Source organism: Saccharopolyspora hattusasensis (assembly GCF_050972075.1).
GTDB classification, from domain to species: domain Bacteria; phylum Actinomycetota; class Actinomycetes; order Mycobacteriales; family Pseudonocardiaceae; genus Saccharopolyspora; species Saccharopolyspora hattusasensis.
In genome coordinates, this window is the sequence record NZ_JBPCDC010000001.1 from 4,679,121 (window position 1) to 4,694,634 (window position 15,514).

Below are 15,514 nucleotides of genomic sequence, written 5' to 3' on the forward strand. Positions count from 1 at the left end.
TTTTGCGTCGCCGCAGCAGCCCAAAAGACTCACAGGCCCGCACGTCCCGTTTGCACCACACGCAGCACGCAGCAACTGGCTGGATTAGCTAGCCTCGCGACAGGTGGCCGACACAGCGGGAGGATTACCGGTGAGCAAGGGCAGCACGCCCGTTCGAGCGGATTTCGTCGTGGTCGCGAATCGGCTGCCGGTGGATCTGGAACGCCTCGACGACGGCACGGAGCGCTGGAAGCACAGCCCCGGCGGGCTGGTCACCGCGCTGGAGCCGTTCCTGCGCGCCCGGCGCGGCGCGTGGGTCGGCTGGCCCGGGGTCGCCGACATCGAGGTCGAACCGTTCGCCGACGACGACCTGCAGCTGCACCCGGTGCGTCTGTCGGCGGCCGAATTCGCCGAGTACTACGAGGGATTCTCCAACGCCACGCTGTGGCCGCTGTACCACGACGTGGTCGTGCCACCGGCGTACAACCGCTCCTGGTGGAACGCCTACCGGCGGGTGAACCGGCGCTTCGCCGAGGCTGCCGCCGAGGTCAGCGCCGAGGGCGCGACGGTCTGGGTGCAGGACTACCAGCTGCAGCTCGTCCCGGCGATGCTCCGCGAACTCCGGCCCGACCTGCGGATCGGGTTCTTCCTGCACATCCCGTTCCCGCCGGTCGAGCTGTTCATGCAGTTGCCGTGGCGCACCGAGATCGTGCGCGGGCTGCTTGGCGCCGACCTGGTGGGCTTCCACCGGCCCGGCGGTGCGCAGAACTTCCTGTGGCTGGCCCGCCGGTTGGCCGGCTTCGAACCCAGCCGCGGCCAGGTCGGGATCCGGTCTCGCACCGGCGTGGTGCAGGTCGGCGACCGCACCGTGCGGGTCGGGGCGTTCCCGATCTCCATCGCCGCCACCGGACTCGACCGGCTGGCACGCACCAAGGAGATCCAGCAGCGCGTCAAGACGCTGCGCGCCGAGCTCGGCAACCCGAAGAAGATCATGCTCGGCGTCGACCGCCTCGACTACACCAAGGGCATCGACGTGCGGCTGCACGCGATGCACGAGCTGCTCGCCGAGGGCCACATCAAGGCCGAGGACGTGACGATGATCCAGATCGCCACGCCCAGCCGGGAACGCGTCGAGCACTACAAGCAAATGCGCGAGGACATCGAGCGCGAGGTCGGGCGGATCAACGGCGAGTTCGGCCGCGTCGGCCACCCCGCGGTTCACTACCTGCACACCTCGGTGGCCCGCAAGGACCTGGTGGCCTTCTACTGCGCCGCCGACGTCATGGTGGTGACGCCGGTGCGGGACGGCATGAACCTGGTGTGCAAGGAATACGTGGCCTGCCGGTACGACCTGGGCGGTGCACTGGTGTTGAGCGAGTTCGCCGGTGCTGCGGCAGAACTCACGAGTGCATTTCTGGTGAATCCGCATAACCTGGACGGTGTGAAGGATGCGCTGCTCGCGGCCCTCGACATCGACGAGGCCGAGGGACGCCGTAGGATGCGCGCACTCCGTAGGCAAGTGCTCACGCACGATGTCGACCGTTGGGCCCGGTCGTTCCTCGAAGCACTGGGCACACCGCTCGCGGAGTAGCTGCGGGTAAGCGGTCCACAACACGGACAGCACCGCGTCAGCGATACTTGTCGAACCCGGTCGACGTCGACGGTCATCTCCACGGCTCGAACCGGATCGATCCACCCCAGACTTGACCGCGCCCCCCTGAGGAGTATGGCGTTGACCGCCGAAGCCCTGCCTGCCGAGCTGCGCCGAGTGATCGTGCAGCTCGCGCGGACGCCTCGACTTCTGGTCGCATGCGACTACGACGGCACCCTAGCCCCCATCGTGGCGGACCCGACCCAGGCCAAACCGCTACCCGAATCGGTGCACGCCCTGCGGTCGCTGGCCGCGCTGCCGGCGACCACTACGGCGGTGATCTCCGGCCGCGCGCTGCGCGACCTGGCCACCCTGTCCCGCCTGCCCGCCGAGGTTTACCTGGTCGGCAGCCACGGTTCCGAGTTCGACATCGGGTTCGTGCACGGGCTCGAACCCGAGGCCACCCAGCTGCGCACCGAACTGCAGACCGCGCTGCAGGACATCGTGCGCGGCAAGCCCGGCGTCACGCTGGAGAACAAACCCGCCAGCGTCGCCGTGCACGTCCGGCGCGCCGAGCCCGCCTTGGCCGAGGAGGTGCTGGAGACCGTCCGAAACGGCCCGGCGTCCTGGGAAGGCGTGCAGGTCACCGAGGGCAAGGCGGTCGTCGAGCTCGCCGTGGTGCAGACCGACAAGGGCAACGCGCTGGACGCGCTGCGCCACCAGGTCGGTGCCACCGCGGCGGTCTTCCTCGGCGACGACGTCACCGACGAGAAGGCCTTCGCCCGGCTGCACGGCCCCGACCTGGGCATCAAGGTCGGTGACGGGGACACGCTGGCGCCGTACCGGATCGGCAGCACCACCGAGGTCGCCACCGTGCTGGCGTTCCTGATGGAGGAGCGGCGCACCTGGCTGTACGGCGAGCAGGCCCCGCCGATCGAGCGGCTGACGATGCTGTCCAACGAGCGCACCGTCGGCCTGCTCACCCCGGACGCGCGGCTGACCTGGATGTGCCACCCCGGCCCGGACTCGGCGGCGGTGTTCGCCGACCTGCTGGGCGGCCCCGGCGCGGGCCACTTCACGATCCGCCCGCAGGGCGGCAACGGTGCCCAGCGCAGCCCGCTGCCGCTTGGCCAGCGGTACGTGCCGAACACCATGATCGTGGAAACCCGCTGGTCGCGGCTACTCGTTACGGACTATCTCGCGCACGGCACCGACAGCCACCGCACCGACTTGGTCCGGGTGATCAGCGGCAGCACCCGCGCGGCCGTGGAGTTCGCGCCGCGCCCGGAGTTCGGGCAGGTGCCGGTGCGGCTGACCGCCGAGGCGGGCGGGCTGCGGGTGCTCGGCACCTCGGAGCCGATGGTCCTTTACTCGCCCGGCGTGCAGTGGGCGATCACCTCCGACGGCATGCACGAGTCCGCGCACGCGGTCGTCGACCCGACCGAGGACAGCCCGCTCGTGCTGGAGCTGCGCTGCGGCACCGACGACCTGTCGCCGACGCGCACCGAGGTGGACCGCCGGCTGGAGGCCGACCAGTACTGGTCGGAATGGATGAAGACCCTGTCGCTGCCCGAGGTGGAGCGCGACCTGGTCGCCCGCTCCGCGCTGACGCTGCGCGGGCTGTGCAACTCCGACACCGGCGGGATCATGGCCGCCGCCACCACCTCGCTGCCGGAGGAGATCGGCGGCGTCCGCAACTGGGACTACCGGTACTGCTGGCTGCGGGACGGCGCGATGACCGCGCAGGCGCTGGTCACGCTCGGCTCCACGGCCGAGGCCGAGGCGTTCCTGAACTGGCTGCACCGGGTGCTGGAGACGCTGCCCGGCCCGGAACGGCTGCACCCGCTGTACACGCTGCAGGGCACCGGGCTCGGGCCGGAAGCCGTCATCGACAGCCTGCCGGGCTACGCCGGTTCGCGGCCGGTCCGCGTCGGCAACCTCGCCGACCAGCAGGTGCAGCTCGACGTGTTCGGCCCCGTGGTGGAGCTGGTCGCGCACCTCGCGCAGGCCACCAGCCGGGTCCGGGACGTGGACTGGGAGCTGGTCATGGCGATGGCCGAGGCCGTTTCGCACCGCTGGGCCGAGCCCGACCACGGCATCTGGGAAGAGCGCGACGTGCCGCGCCACCACGTGTACTCCAAGGTCATGTGCTGGGTGACGCTGGACCGGGCGCTGAAGCTGGCCACCGCGTACGGCCGCGAGGCCGACCCGTCGTGGGAGCCGCTGCGCGACCAGATCGCCCAGGACGTGGTCAAGAACGGCTGGCACCCGGACGTGCAGGCGTTCACCACCGCCTACGAGGGATCGGACCTGGACGCGGCGTCCCTGCACGTCGGTCTGTCCGGGCTGATCGACCCGTCCGACGAGCGGTTCCAGGCGACCGTCACGGCGATCGAGGCGGAGCTGCGCAGCGGGTCCACCGTGTACCGCTACCGCCGCGACGACGGGCTGCCCGGCGACGAGGGCGGCTTCCACCTGTGCGCCGCCTGGCTGATCGAGGCGTACCTGCTGATCGGCCGGCGCACCGAGGCGGAGGAGCTGTTCCAGCAGATCGTCGACACGGCGGGCCCGACGGGGCTGCTGTCCGAGGAGTACGACCCGATCGCGGAGCGCTCCCTCGGCAATCACCCGCAGGCCTACTCCCACCTCGGCCTGATCCGCTGCGCCCAGCTGCTGTCGGCGTAGGGCGGTCGGCGGGGAGCGAACGGCCTGTTCGCCACCCCCTACGGCACGAGCGGTCCGTTCGCCCCAGCCCGCCAAGGCGCGAGGCGAGCGGACCGTTCGTGCTACGTATTGACGGACCGTTCACCTCGCACTTCCTGCGAGGTGAACGGGCCGTTCGCTCAGCCAGGTTTGGTGTGGTCGACGGGCCGTTCGCGTTGTTCAGTGCGGTGAATGGTCCGTTCGCTGCTTCCCGCGGCGTGAACGGACCGTTCGCTGCTTCCCGCGGCGTGAACGGACAGTGAGTGCCGTCTTGCGGGGCGATTAGGCCGTTCGCTTCCCCCGTTCTACTTGTCACGATTTGGGCGAATGGGTTCATACCGTCGGGAGAGGACTAATACCCTCTGTGCCGGACACTCGCGCGAGGGAAGGCGGACGGGTGAACGGACTGGTCGCAACGCTGATCGTCGTGGTCATCGTGTTGATCATCGTCGCGGTGGTCGCCGTGGTCATGGGCGTGCGCGCCAAGCGCGGCGCAGCGAAGCCGGAAAGCCGGCCCGCCGACCCGTTCCACACCGGTGATCAGGACTCGCTGCGCGGTGACCCGCGGGCGCTGAAGGCCGGCGACATCGTCGAGGTGCGCGGCCTCTCCTACACCGTCCGCGGCACCATCCGGCTCTCCGAAGGCGGCTGGAACTGGGCGGAACATCTGCTCGACGACGCCAAGGGCGGGCAGGTGTGGCTGGCCGTGGAAGAGGACCCGGACCTCGTCCTGTCGTTGTGGACGCCGGTCGCCGACGCCGGCGAGCCGGGCCCGAAGACGATCGACTTCGCCGGGCGCACCTACCACTCCGAGGAGTCCGGCAGCGCCGAGTTCCGCAGCGAGGCCACCACCGGTCTCGCCGAACAGGGCACCGTCCGCTACCACGACTACGAGGCCTCGGACGGTTCGATGCTGGGCTTCGAGTCCTACGGCGGCGCCGACTGGGAGGCCAGCGCCGGCGAGGCGCTCAGCCGCTACGACGTGCTCATCTACCCGACGGCGGACTGACCGGTGAAACCCAAATTCTGGTTCGTGCTGGCCGCCGCCGCGGCGGTGTTGGCTCTGATCATCGGGCTGGTGGCGATCTTCGCCACCGGCACCGGGCCACGCGGCTACGTCGCGAACAACTACACCCGCGCCGCCCACCTGGACCTCTCCGGTGACTCCGACAACCGGGCCTACACCAGCCCGAAGCCGCCGACCGCCGTGGCCGCCGAGATCACGTCGAAGTGGCGCCCGCAGTCGCAGTACACCGACTCGTCGGGCATCTACCTGCGGTATTCCAGCGATGCGGTGATCATCAGGCCGCACTCGCCCGGCTCGGTGATCCACGTGATGGACGCCGACCGCGCCTACCGTCGCTACCACAGCCATGTCGGCGGGGTCTGGGGCTGGAGCAGCCCGCACGGCGAGAGCTTCCGCGGCAGAGGTCCGGGGGCGGGCAAATGAGCACCACCATCAAGAAACCCGCCCGCCGCCGGGGACTCGTGCTGGCCGTGGTGGGCTTCTTCGTGGCCGTCGGCGTCGTGGGGTCGCTCATCGGCGTGCTCGGCCGCGATCCCGCGCAGACCACCTTCACCTCGGAGGAGTCCACCCGCTACTCCGAGGGCCAGCGGTACTCGGGGCCACCGATCCAGAGGTTCACCCCGGCCGAGGCACAGCAGCTCGCGCAGGGGCTCGCCGCGGCCGAGGCGGCGCACGGGGTGTGCTTCGGCTGGAAGCTCGTGGACGCGTCGACGAAGCAGTTCGACCAGGGCTCCAGCCGGGGACCGAACATCCCGGCCGAGACCTGTCCGCGCTGGGCCGAGGTCCGGGTTTTCGTCGCCGCCGGATCCACCGAAGACGATCCGGACGCGGCCGACGTCAAGGTGGCGGCGTCCGACGACCTCGCCTCGCTGCCGGGCATCGACGACTTCGTCAACCTCGGCGTCACCGCCGACTCGCTGGCCGAGGAGCCGGTCACCGTGGCCGGGCAGGCCACGCTCGGATTGCCGTTGCTGCTGGTGGAAACCGGCGCGCTGAAGGCCCCGCCGGTGGCGGACGACGCGTCGGGCAACGCCTCGGCTCCGCCGTTGCCGCGCGGCGACGGCTCTGGCTCGAACTGGGTGACCTGGGCGTGGCTCGGGGGCCTGGGCGTCGTCGTGGTTCTCGCCCTGCTCCTGGGCTTCCGGGCCCGCGCCAAGCAGAAGTCCACATCGGATACTCCGGATGCCCCGAACGCTCCGGCCGCGCCGCAGCCCAGGCCGACGCAGCAACAGGGGGCGCAGGGGCCGTCGCTGGTCGGACCGCTGCCTCCGCAGGGGCCGTCGGTCGGGCCGGGATCGCCGCCGGTCGGACCGCAGCAGCCGCAGGGGCCGTCGCCGGTCGGACCGCTGCCTCCGCAGGGGCCGTGGTCGGCAGGACCGCAGCAGCCGCCGCGACTGCTGCAAGGACCACCCGCCCCGCAAGGGCCGCCGACTCGGCCGGGCCCGCCCGGACCGGGGCCGCAGCCGGGCTGGCCGGCACCGCCCGGGCCGCCGGGTGGTTCGTGGCCGCCACCTCCACCGCAGGGGCCGCCGCCGGCGGGCACCCGACGCTAGATCGCACCGACCACGACACCAGAAAGGCCTCACCTTGCTCCAGAACCTGCTCACAGGCATGCTCGCCGCGGTCGCCTACGGGGTGATCGGCGTGGCGATGATGGCACTCGGTTACGTGCTCGTCGACCTGGCCACGCCGGGCAAGCTCCGCGACCTGATCTGGGTCAGCCGCAACCCGAATGCGGCTTTGCTGCTGGTCTCCGGACTGTTGGGGGTCGGCATCATCCTGACCACCGCGATCATGGGCAGCGCTAACGACCTGATCGCCGGGCTGATCGGCACCCTCGCCTACGGCATCCTCGGGCTAGTCCTGATGAGCCTGTCGTTCCTGCTGATCGACGCGGTCACCCCCGGCAAGCTGGGTGACGAACTAGCCTCCCCGGACATGCACCCGGCGACATGGGTGTCGGCGACCACGCACATCATGATCGCCGTGATCATCGCCGCCTCGATCTGGTGAGCAGCGCGTGTCGGTGAGCGCCGAGCCCGCTGCCGAACCGGCCGAGACCAGCACGCCGCGCGGTCGGATCGCCCGGACCGCGGTGCTGGTGGCGGTTTTCATCTGCGCCGCTTGTGGCCTGGTCTACGAGTTGGCGCTGGTCGCGCTCGGCAGCTACCTGATCGGCGACACCGTCGGGCAGGCCTCGATCGTGCTGTCGCTGATGGTGTTCGCGATGGGCGTCGGCGCGCTCGCCGCGAAACCCCTGCAGCGCTGGGCGGCTCCGGCGTTCGCGGGCATCGAGCTGCTGCTCGCGCTGCTCGGCGGGCTCAGCGTGCTCGGGCTGTACGCCGCGTTCGCGTGGCTGAGCCTCTACACGCCGGCGCTGATCGCGATGGCGCTGGTGCTCGGTGTGCTGATCGGTGCGGAGATCCCGCTGCTGATGGTGCTGTTGCAGCGGATTCGGCGGCAGGACGCGGGTTCCGCGGTCGCCGACCTGTTCGCGGCCGACTACGTCGGCGGACTCGTCGGCGGGTTGGCGTTCCCCTTCCTGCTGCTGCCGCTGTTCGGGCAGGTGCAGGGCGCGCTGCTGGTCGGCATGGTCAACGCCGCCGCCGGGCTCGGGCTGGTGCTGACCGTCTTCCGCCGGGAGCTGTCCAAGCGCGCCACCTTGCTGCTGACCGGTGCATCCGCGCTGGTCGGCGGCCTGCTCCTCGGGGCTTACGCGTTCGCCGACGATTTCGAGGTCACCGCGCGCCAGGCGCTGTACGCGGACCCGGTGGTGCATTCGGAACGCACCCAGTACCAGGACATCGTGCTGACCGAGTCGGTGTCGCTGGGCGGGAACCGCGACACCCGGCTGTACCTCAACGGGGACCTGCAGTTCAGCTCGATGGACGAGTACCGGTACCACGATGCGATGGTGCATCCGGCGATGGCCGGGCCCCACGAGCGGGTGCTCGTGCTGGGTGGTGGCGACGGCCTGGCGCTGCGGGAGCTGCTGCGGTACCCGGACGTCCGCGAGGTCACGCTGGTGGAACTGGACCCGGCGGTGCTGGAGCTGGCGCGCACCGACCCGCGAGTGTCCACTTTGAACAAGGACGCCTTCGCCGATCCGCGAGTGCGGGCGGTCGCAGCGGACGCCTTCAGCTGGCTGCGGGACAACCGCGACCGCTACGACGTGGTGCTCGTGGACATGCCCGACGCGGATTCGACGGCGACGGCGAAGCTGTACTCGACGGAGTTCTACGGGCTGGCCCGGCAGGCGATGTCGGACGATGCGCGGATGGTGGTGCAGTCGGGGTCGCCGTTCTTCGCGCCGAAGGCGTTCTGGTGCATCGAGTCGACGATGCGAGCGGCGGGCCTGAGCACGGTGCCGTACGAGATCACGGTCCCCAGCTTCGGGGAGTGGGGCTTCCACCTGGCCAGCGCGAAGCCCGACCCGACGCCCGTCGCGACGGGCGCCGCAACTTCAATGGAAATCGGCCCGTCGATTTCAATGGAAGTTGCGGAAACCCACCAGGCGGACGGAAACCCGCTCGCCTCACCAGGCGCGCCGCCACTCCGGCTGCCCGCGGATGTTCCGCCGCTGCGCTCGCTGGACGAGGCAACCCTGCAAGCGTCGGCGGCGTTCCCGCCGGACCGCACCCGAATCCCCGGCATGGAGCCGTCGACGCTGATGCACCCGACGATCCTCCAGTACGCCCAGGGCGAATGGGTGAACTACTGACCCGCTGACCTCCAAGAACTACCGGCCTGCTGACCCCTCCAGCCGTTGCCGGCAGAAGCTGCAGCTCGCCGCCCCCGCAGCACCGATCTATCGGCCCGGGGCGGTGTTTCCGCACGTTGTTGCCCATGAGTGCTTTGTGCTGCTGTAGCGGCTGCTTTGGATGTGGTGGCGCCGGGATGTGTGCTTGGGAGAGCTGGTGCTGTCGCGGCGAAGAAACGGCGTGACGGTCGCGTGGCTGGGGGGGTGGGGGGAGGGGGGCGATTTCGCGCGAAATCGTCACCTTGCCAGCGTGGCGAGCGGCGATTTCGCGCGAAATCGCCGCCACTGCCGTAGGGCCGCCAGTTTCACTGGCACGCGGAACGCGTTCTCGAACAGCCCTCTACGGCGCCGAAAAACCTCTACGCACTGAACAGCCTCTACGGCGCCGGAACGTGCTCACGGGGCCAGAGCTGCGGGAAGCCGTGGGTTTACGGGCCGAACCAGCGTTCTTCGGCGGAGCGGGGCGGCGCCGAGGTGGTTCCGGTGATCAGCTGGGTCTCCAGCTGGATGTGGCGGGGGCGGCCGGGCTCGCTGGTCTCCAGCAGCAGCCGCCCGGCCGCCCGGCCCTTCTCCAGCCACGGCTGGCGCACCGTCGTCAGGCCCGCCCGCTCCGCGTCCGGGATGCCGTCGAAGCCCGTGATGGTCAGGTCCTCCGGAACCCGCAGGCCGCGGTTGCGGGCCTCGCTGAGCGCACCAAGCGCCAGTATGTCGGAGGTGCAGACGATCGCGGTGATCTCCGGGTCGATCTCCAGCAGCTGCGCCGCCGCCGAGGCTCCGGACGCCGTGGTGTGGTCGAAGCGCTCCACCACCGGCACCTTCGTCCAGTCCACCCCGGCCTCGCTGAACACCTCGGCCAGCGCGGTCAACCGGGCCTTCTGCACGTGGAAGCTGGCGTTGGCCTGCCGCTGCACCGACGCGGGGCCGTCGTTGCGGCCCCGGGCCAGGCGCATGCAGAGCACGCCGATGCGGCGATGCCCGAGCTTGATCAGGTGGTCGGCGACGGTCTTGATGGCCTTCCCGTCGTCCGGGCCGACCCAGTCCAGGTTGTCCAGGCGCGGCTGGTCGCAGACCACCACCGGCACCGGCCGTTCGAGCACCGCTGCCAGGTGCGGGTCGTCCTCGGGGACCGAGTAGACGACGAACCCGTCCACCCCGGCGCGGTGCACCGAGGCGACGTCCTCGCGCTCCGGGCTCGCCGGGATCAGCAGCAGGCCCTGGCCGGCGTCTTCGCAGGCCAGCGCGAGTCCTTCGAGGAAGCCCACGGCGCCCGGGTCGCGGAAGGCGTACGAGAGGTTCTCGGTGAGCAGCAGGCCGACCGCGCCCGCCTTCCTGGTCCGCAACGACCTCGCCACCGGGTCCGGTCCCGGGTAACCCAGTCGGCGAGCGGTCTCCAGGACCCGCTTGCGCAGCTCCGGGGACAGCTGGTCCGGACGGTTGTACGCATTCGAAACCGTGGTCCGGGAGACCCCAAGTTCGGCAGCGAGCGAGGCGAGCGTCGCAGGCCTCCGGGCATTCGTTGACCGCGCCATGGAGGAACCGTAACGGTTCAGTACCCCTCGGTGAAGTGAGCATGATGCATATCCCACTCCCGTTCGAACGTGAACACGGAGCGACGTAGAGTGATCACTCTGCGAGTTGGTTCATTCGAGGGGCTGACCCCGAGCGTTTTTGCGGTTACTTTTTTCGTGACCAAATCCGTGAAAGGTGTCACAGATGGCAGAGGTTGCGTACGTCAACGCCTCGCGCGTTTACCAGGGGAGCCCGCCGGTCCGGGCCGTCGACAAGCTTGCCTTGGACATCGCCGACGGTGAGTTCCTGGTGCTGGTCGGCCCGTCCGGGTCCGGTAAGTCGACGGCGCTGCGGATGCTCGCGGGCCTGGAGGACGTCGACGAGGGCGGCATCACCATCGGTGGCAACGATGTCACCAACACCCCGCCGAAGTCGCGGGACATCGCCATGGTGTTCCAGTCCTATGCCCTCTACCCGCACATGACGGTCGCGGAGAACATGGGCTTCGCGCTCAAGCTGCGCAAGACGCCCAAGGACGTCATCAAGCAGAAGGTCACCGAGGCGGCGAAGATGCTCGACCTCGAGAAGTACCTGGACCGCAAGCCCAAGGCGCTCTCGGGCGGGCAGCGGCAGCGGGTGGCGATGGGCCGCGCGATCGTCCGTGAGCCCAGCGTGTTCCTGATGGACGAGCCGCTGTCCAACCTCGACGCAAAGCTGCGCGTGGAGACCCGCGCCAACATCGCCGCGCTGCAGAAGCGGCTGGGCACCACCACCATCTACGTCACCCACGACCAGGTCGAGGCGATGACCATGGGGCACCGCGTCGCGGTGCTCAAGGACGGGCTGCTGCAGCAGGTCGCCACCCCGCGCGAGCTGTACGAGAACCCGGCCAACGCGTTCGTCGCGAGCTTCATCGGGTCGCCGGCGATGAACCTGAAGACGGTGCCGCTGACCCGTGACGGAGCGGTTCTGGACGGGGCCACGATCCCGCTGCCGCGCGAGGCCGTAGCCGCCGCCGGGGACCTCAAGGAGGTCACCTTCGGCGTCCGCCCCGAAGCGCTGTCGCTGACCTCCAGCGACGACGCCGGGATGTCGATGACCGTGGAGCTGGTCGAGGAACTCGGCGCCGACGCGCTGATCCACGGCGCCATCGACGTCAACGGCTCGCAGGAGCGCTTCGTCGTCCGCGCCGACGGCCGGACCCCGCCCGCGCTCGGCCAGAAGGTGACCGTGGCGCTGCGCGACCACAGCGAGATCCACCTCTTCCACCCCGAGACCGGAGCCCGCCTGGCGGCTTAGTCGCGGGCGATCTGTTGATCGACGCCCCCGCTGGTCCTGGCGGGGGCGTCGTTGCGTGCGCAACAGAAATAACCCGGTCGGTGGAGTGTCGTGCGGAACCGTGCTTAGACTGTAGTTGACAACGGTTTCCGTTACCGTTCGCAGATAGCCGTCAGCCTGCTGCGCAAAGGGCCGACCTCCGAGGAGTGCATCCGATGACCATCCGCAGTCGCTCTGCCGCCGCCTTAGCCGGACTCGCAGCAACCGCCCTCGCCCTGACCGCATGCAGCACCGGCGAGCAGGCGGGCCCGGGCGCCGGCGACAAGATCAAGGTGGTTGCGTCCACCACCGTGTGGGCCAGCGTGGTGCAGGCGGTCGGCGGCGATGCAGTCGAGGTGGAGCCGGTCATCAGCGACCCCAACGCCGACCCGCACTCCTACGAGAGCACCCCGCAGGACGCCGCGAAGGTCACCGACGCGGACCTGGTGGTGTTCAACGGCGGCGGATACGACGAGTTCATGGAGCGGATCCTCGGCAACAGCGGCCAGGGCAAACCCACCGTCGAGGCCGTCAAGGACGAGCACGAGGGCGAACCCGCGAGCGGGCACGAGGAACACGGCGAACCCGCGAGCGGGCACGAGGGCGAACCCGCGGGTGGGCACGAGGAACACGGCGGGCACGAAGGCCACGACCACTCGGTGAACGAGCACGTCTGGTACGACCTGCACGTGGTGGAGCAGGTCGCTGCCCAGGTCAACGCCGAGCTGAGCAAGCTCAAGCCGGCCAAGGCCGAGCAGTTCGGCCAGGCCGCGGGCCGGTTCGCGGAGGAGATCGGCAAGCTGCAAGGCCGGGTCGGCGAGCTGGCAGACCAGAACAAGGGCAAGCAGGTGATCGTCACCGAGCCCGTCGCGCACTACCTGATCGAAGCTGCGAACCTGCAGGACATCACGCCGCCCGAGTTCGTCAACGCCATCGAGGCCGAGACCGACCCGTCCGCGGCCGCGGTGGCCGCGATCCAGAACGCGGTGAACGCCAAGCAGGCCGCGGCGGTCATCTATAACCCGCAGACCGAATCGCCCGTCACCCGCAACGTGCGCACCGCCGCAGAGCAGAATCAGATCCCGGTCGTCGAGATGACCGAGACGCTGCCGCAGGACAAGACCTACGTGCAGTGGATGGACGCCCAGATCACGGCGTTGCAGACCGCCCTGAACCAGAATCGCTGAGATATGACCGCCAGATCCGAGACCGAGCCCGTCCTCGCGCCCACCAGCACAGCCCCAGCCGTGCGGTTGCGCGGCGCGGAGCTCTCGTACGGCTCGCGTGTCCTGTGGTCCGGCCTGGACCTCGACGTCGCGCCGGGCGAGTTCCTCGCCGTGCTCGGGCCGAACGGTTCCGGCAAGACCAGCCTCCTCCGGGTGCTGCTGGGCTTGCAGCAGCTCTCCGCGGGCAGCGTCGAGATCGCGGGCGCGCCGGCACGTCGCGGCAGCAACCAGATTGGCTACATCCCGCAGCAGCGGGCGCTGGACGCCACCGTGATGGTGCGGGGCAACGACCTGGTCGGTCTCGGGTTGGACGGTCACCACTGGGGCACGGGTTTCCGCGGCCGCCGCGAGCGCAAGCGGCGGGTGGCCGCGGCGCTGCGCGCGGTCGAGGCGACCGAGTACGCCCGGATGCCGCTGGGCCTGCTCTCCGGCGGCGAGCAGCAGCGGCTCCGCGTGGCGCAGGCGCTGGTCAGCGACCCGTCGGTGCTGCTGTGCGACGAGCCGCTGCTGTCGCTGGACATCGCGCACCAGCGCAAGGTCAGCAGGCTGATCGCGAACCAGGCCCGGCAGACCGGCGCGGCGGTCCTGTTCGTCACGCACGAGATCAACCCGGTGCTGCCGCTGGTCGACCGGGTCCTCTACCTGGTGGACGGCCGGTTCCGGATCGGCCCGCCGGACGAGGTGATGAACTCCGCCACGTTGTCCGAGCTGTACCGCACCGACGTCGAGGTCGCCCGCGTCGGCGGGCGGCTGGTGGTCGCCGGCACCGATGACCACGACCACCACGTGCAAGAGGCGGAAAAGGCGTGAACGCATTCATCGACGCGCTGGGCAAGGTCCTGGACTTCTCCACCACGGTCGACCTGCTCGGCTACCCGTTCGTCCAGCAGGCGCTGCTGGCTGCGGCGGCGCTCGGCCTGGTGTCCGGTTGCCTGGCGCCGCTCGTCGTCGCGCGGAAGATGTCCTTCGCCGTGCACGGCACCGCCGAGCTCGCGTTCACCGGTGCCGCCGCGGCGCTGCTGATCGGCGTCGGTGTCGGCGTCGGGGCGCTGGCCGGAGCCGTGGTCGCCGCGCTGCTGCTCGGCTTGCTGGGCCAGCGCGGGACCGAACGCGACTCGGTGATCGGCGCGATCCTGTCCTTCGGGCTCGGCATCGGCGTGCTGCTGCTGTGGCTCAACCCGGAGCGGACCGCGAACAAGTTCAGCCTGCTGGTGGGGCAGATCGTCGGCGTCGATTCCGCGGACGTGTTGCTGCTGGCCTGCTGCGCGGCGCTCGTCCTGGTCGTCCTGGCCTTCGTGTACCGGCCGTTGCTGTTCGCCAGCGTCGACCCGGATGTCGCGGCAGCCCGCGGCGTTCCGGCGCGCGTGCTGACCCCGCTGTTCGCGGTGCTGGTCGGCGTGGCGACGGCGCTGGGCGTCTACACCGTCGGCGCACTGCTGGTGCTGGCCCTGATGGTGACGCCGGGGGCCGCGGCGGCGCGGGTTACCGCGAGCCCGCTCAAGGCGACCGTGCTGGCCGTGGTGTTCGCCGAGGTGGCGGTGCTCGGCGGCATTGTCCTGTCGCTGGCGCCCGGGGCCCCGGTGAGCGCCTTCGTCACGATCATCTCGTTCGTGATCTACCTGGTGTGCCGGGTGGTCGGCAACCGCCGCCTCCGCTGCCTGTCCCGAACCCCGGCCGCCGCCTGACGGCGGTTTCCAATTGAAACTGCGGTCACGTGGTGGGTGGTGGCAGTTCCCATTGGGACTGCGTTTTGGGCCGGTGCGCCGGGCACGGACCCGAATGGCGACGGGTCTGGTGTTGGCCGAAGCTGGCGCTCGTGCCTGGGAGCGGCCAGAAGAGGGTCCTGATCAACCTGGCGACGTCGCTGGTTGCGGTGGTGGCGTGCACCGTCGTCTACTACCTGCTGCCGATCGGCAGGTTCGGGCTCTTCGGCACCGTGAACGCGGTCGTGATCTTCGCCGTCGGGCTGCTGGCCATCTCCGCGCTGATCATGTTCCAGGTGCGCCGCTTCCGGATCGAGGGCGCGCGCCACGGCAGCTCTATGGCCGGGGTCGTGGCGGCGTTGTACCTGGCAGTGCTGTTCTTCGCGACCGTCTATTTCGGACTGGCCGCTCAAGATCCCGGCTCGATCGCAGCGCTGCGCACGAAAACCGACGCGCTCTACTTCTCGCTGTCGATCACCAGCACCGTCGGTTTCGGCGACGTGCACGCGGTATCCGAGTTCGCCCGCGCGGTCGCCGCAGTGCACATGACCTTCAACATCGGGTTCCTGGCCGCGGCGGTCGCTGTCGTCAGGGCCAAGGCGGGCCGCCCCAACGGCACCTGAACGGTGAGTTCCGCCTCGCGCCTATGCGGTGAACGGTCCGTTCGCCGCGAACCGGTCGGCGAGGACGGCCCGGGCC

At 70.1% G+C, this 15,514-nt stretch carries 13 protein-coding genes; 12 read left to right on the forward strand and 1 reads right to left on the reverse strand.

Going from position 1 to position 15,514, the window contains the following annotated elements; all coding sequences use genetic code 11:
• The first annotated feature begins 130 nt into the window (after positions 1-130).
• From ACRXBZ_RS22180 to ACRXBZ_RS22210, 7 genes are all read left to right on the forward strand, one after another.
• Positions 131-1,570: an alpha,alpha-trehalose-phosphate synthase (UDP-forming) gene (locus ACRXBZ_RS22180; protein WP_433880729.1), complete on the forward strand. Its 1,440-nt coding sequence runs from the start codon at positions 131-133 to the stop codon at positions 1,568-1,570.
• Positions 1,571-1,705: 135 nt separating this feature from the next.
• Positions 1,706-4,255 carry a trehalose-phosphatase gene (gene otsB / locus ACRXBZ_RS22185; RefSeq protein ID WP_433880730.1) on the forward strand — a complete coding sequence of 850 codons (2,550 nt, stop codon included), beginning with the start codon at positions 1,706-1,708 and terminating at the stop codon, positions 4,253-4,255.
• A 415-nt stretch (positions 4,256-4,670) separates the two neighbouring features.
• Positions 4,671-5,282, forward strand: coding sequence for a DUF4178 domain-containing protein (locus ACRXBZ_RS22190; RefSeq protein WP_433880731.1), 612 nt, complete (start codon positions 4,671-4,673; stop codon positions 5,280-5,282).
• A 3-nt stretch (positions 5,283-5,285) separates the two neighbouring features.
• Positions 5,286-5,723, forward strand: a complete 438-nt coding sequence (locus ACRXBZ_RS22195) for a DUF4247 domain-containing protein (RefSeq protein ID WP_168586274.1) — start codon at positions 5,286-5,288, stop codon at positions 5,721-5,723.
• On the forward strand, positions 5,720-6,853 hold the full coding sequence (locus tag ACRXBZ_RS22200; protein ID WP_433880732.1) for a hypothetical protein: 1,134 nt from the start codon (positions 5,720-5,722) through the stop codon (positions 6,851-6,853). Before ACRXBZ_RS22195 ends, ACRXBZ_RS22200 begins: the two co-directional genes overlap by 4 nt.
• A 34-nt stretch (positions 6,854-6,887) precedes the next feature.
• Positions 6,888-7,313, forward strand: coding sequence for a DUF350 domain-containing protein (locus ACRXBZ_RS22205; protein ID WP_433880733.1), 426 nt, complete (start codon positions 6,888-6,890; stop codon positions 7,311-7,313).
• A 13-nt stretch (positions 7,314-7,326) separates the two neighbouring features.
• Entirely contained in the window at positions 7,327-9,021 is a 1,695-nt protein-coding gene (locus ACRXBZ_RS22210; protein WP_433880734.1) for a polyamine aminopropyltransferase, read from the forward strand.
• 467 nt (positions 9,022-9,488) lie between these two features.
• On the opposite strand, the gene ACRXBZ_RS22215 is transcribed toward ACRXBZ_RS22210, so the two are convergent.
• Positions 9,489-10,589, reverse strand: a complete 1,101-nt coding sequence (locus tag ACRXBZ_RS22215) for a LacI family DNA-binding transcriptional regulator (protein ID WP_433880735.1) — start codon at positions 10,587-10,589, stop codon at positions 9,489-9,491.
• Between the two features lie 184 nt (positions 10,590-10,773).
• Here ACRXBZ_RS22215 and ACRXBZ_RS22220 point away from each other — a divergent pair, with 184 nt between their 5' ends.
• From ACRXBZ_RS22220 to ACRXBZ_RS22240, 5 genes are all read left to right on the forward strand, one after another.
• Positions 10,774-11,868, forward strand: coding sequence for an ABC transporter ATP-binding protein (locus tag ACRXBZ_RS22220; RefSeq protein WP_433880736.1), 1,095 nt, complete (start codon positions 10,774-10,776; stop codon positions 11,866-11,868).
• Between the two features lie 194 nt (positions 11,869-12,062).
• A complete protein-coding gene (locus ACRXBZ_RS22225) occupies positions 12,063-13,073 on the forward strand; it encodes a metal ABC transporter solute-binding protein, Zn/Mn family (RefSeq protein ID WP_433880737.1) in 1,011 nt (336 codons plus the stop codon).
• 3 nt (positions 13,074-13,076) lie between these two features.
• Positions 13,077-13,922, forward strand: coding sequence for a metal ABC transporter ATP-binding protein (locus ACRXBZ_RS22230; protein ID WP_433880738.1), 846 nt, complete (start codon positions 13,077-13,079; stop codon positions 13,920-13,922).
• The gene (locus ACRXBZ_RS22235; RefSeq protein WP_433880739.1) at positions 13,919-14,797 is read left to right on the forward strand and encodes a metal ABC transporter permease; all 879 of its coding nucleotides are present in this window, start codon (positions 13,919-13,921) and stop codon (positions 14,795-14,797) included. The genes ACRXBZ_RS22230 and ACRXBZ_RS22235 overlap by 4 nt, the downstream gene beginning before the upstream one ends.
• Before the next feature lie 131 nt (positions 14,798-14,928).
• Positions 14,929-15,438, forward strand: coding sequence for an ion channel (locus ACRXBZ_RS22240; RefSeq protein ID WP_433880740.1), 510 nt, complete (start codon positions 14,929-14,931; stop codon positions 15,436-15,438).
• Positions 15,439-15,514: the final 76 nt, after the last annotated feature.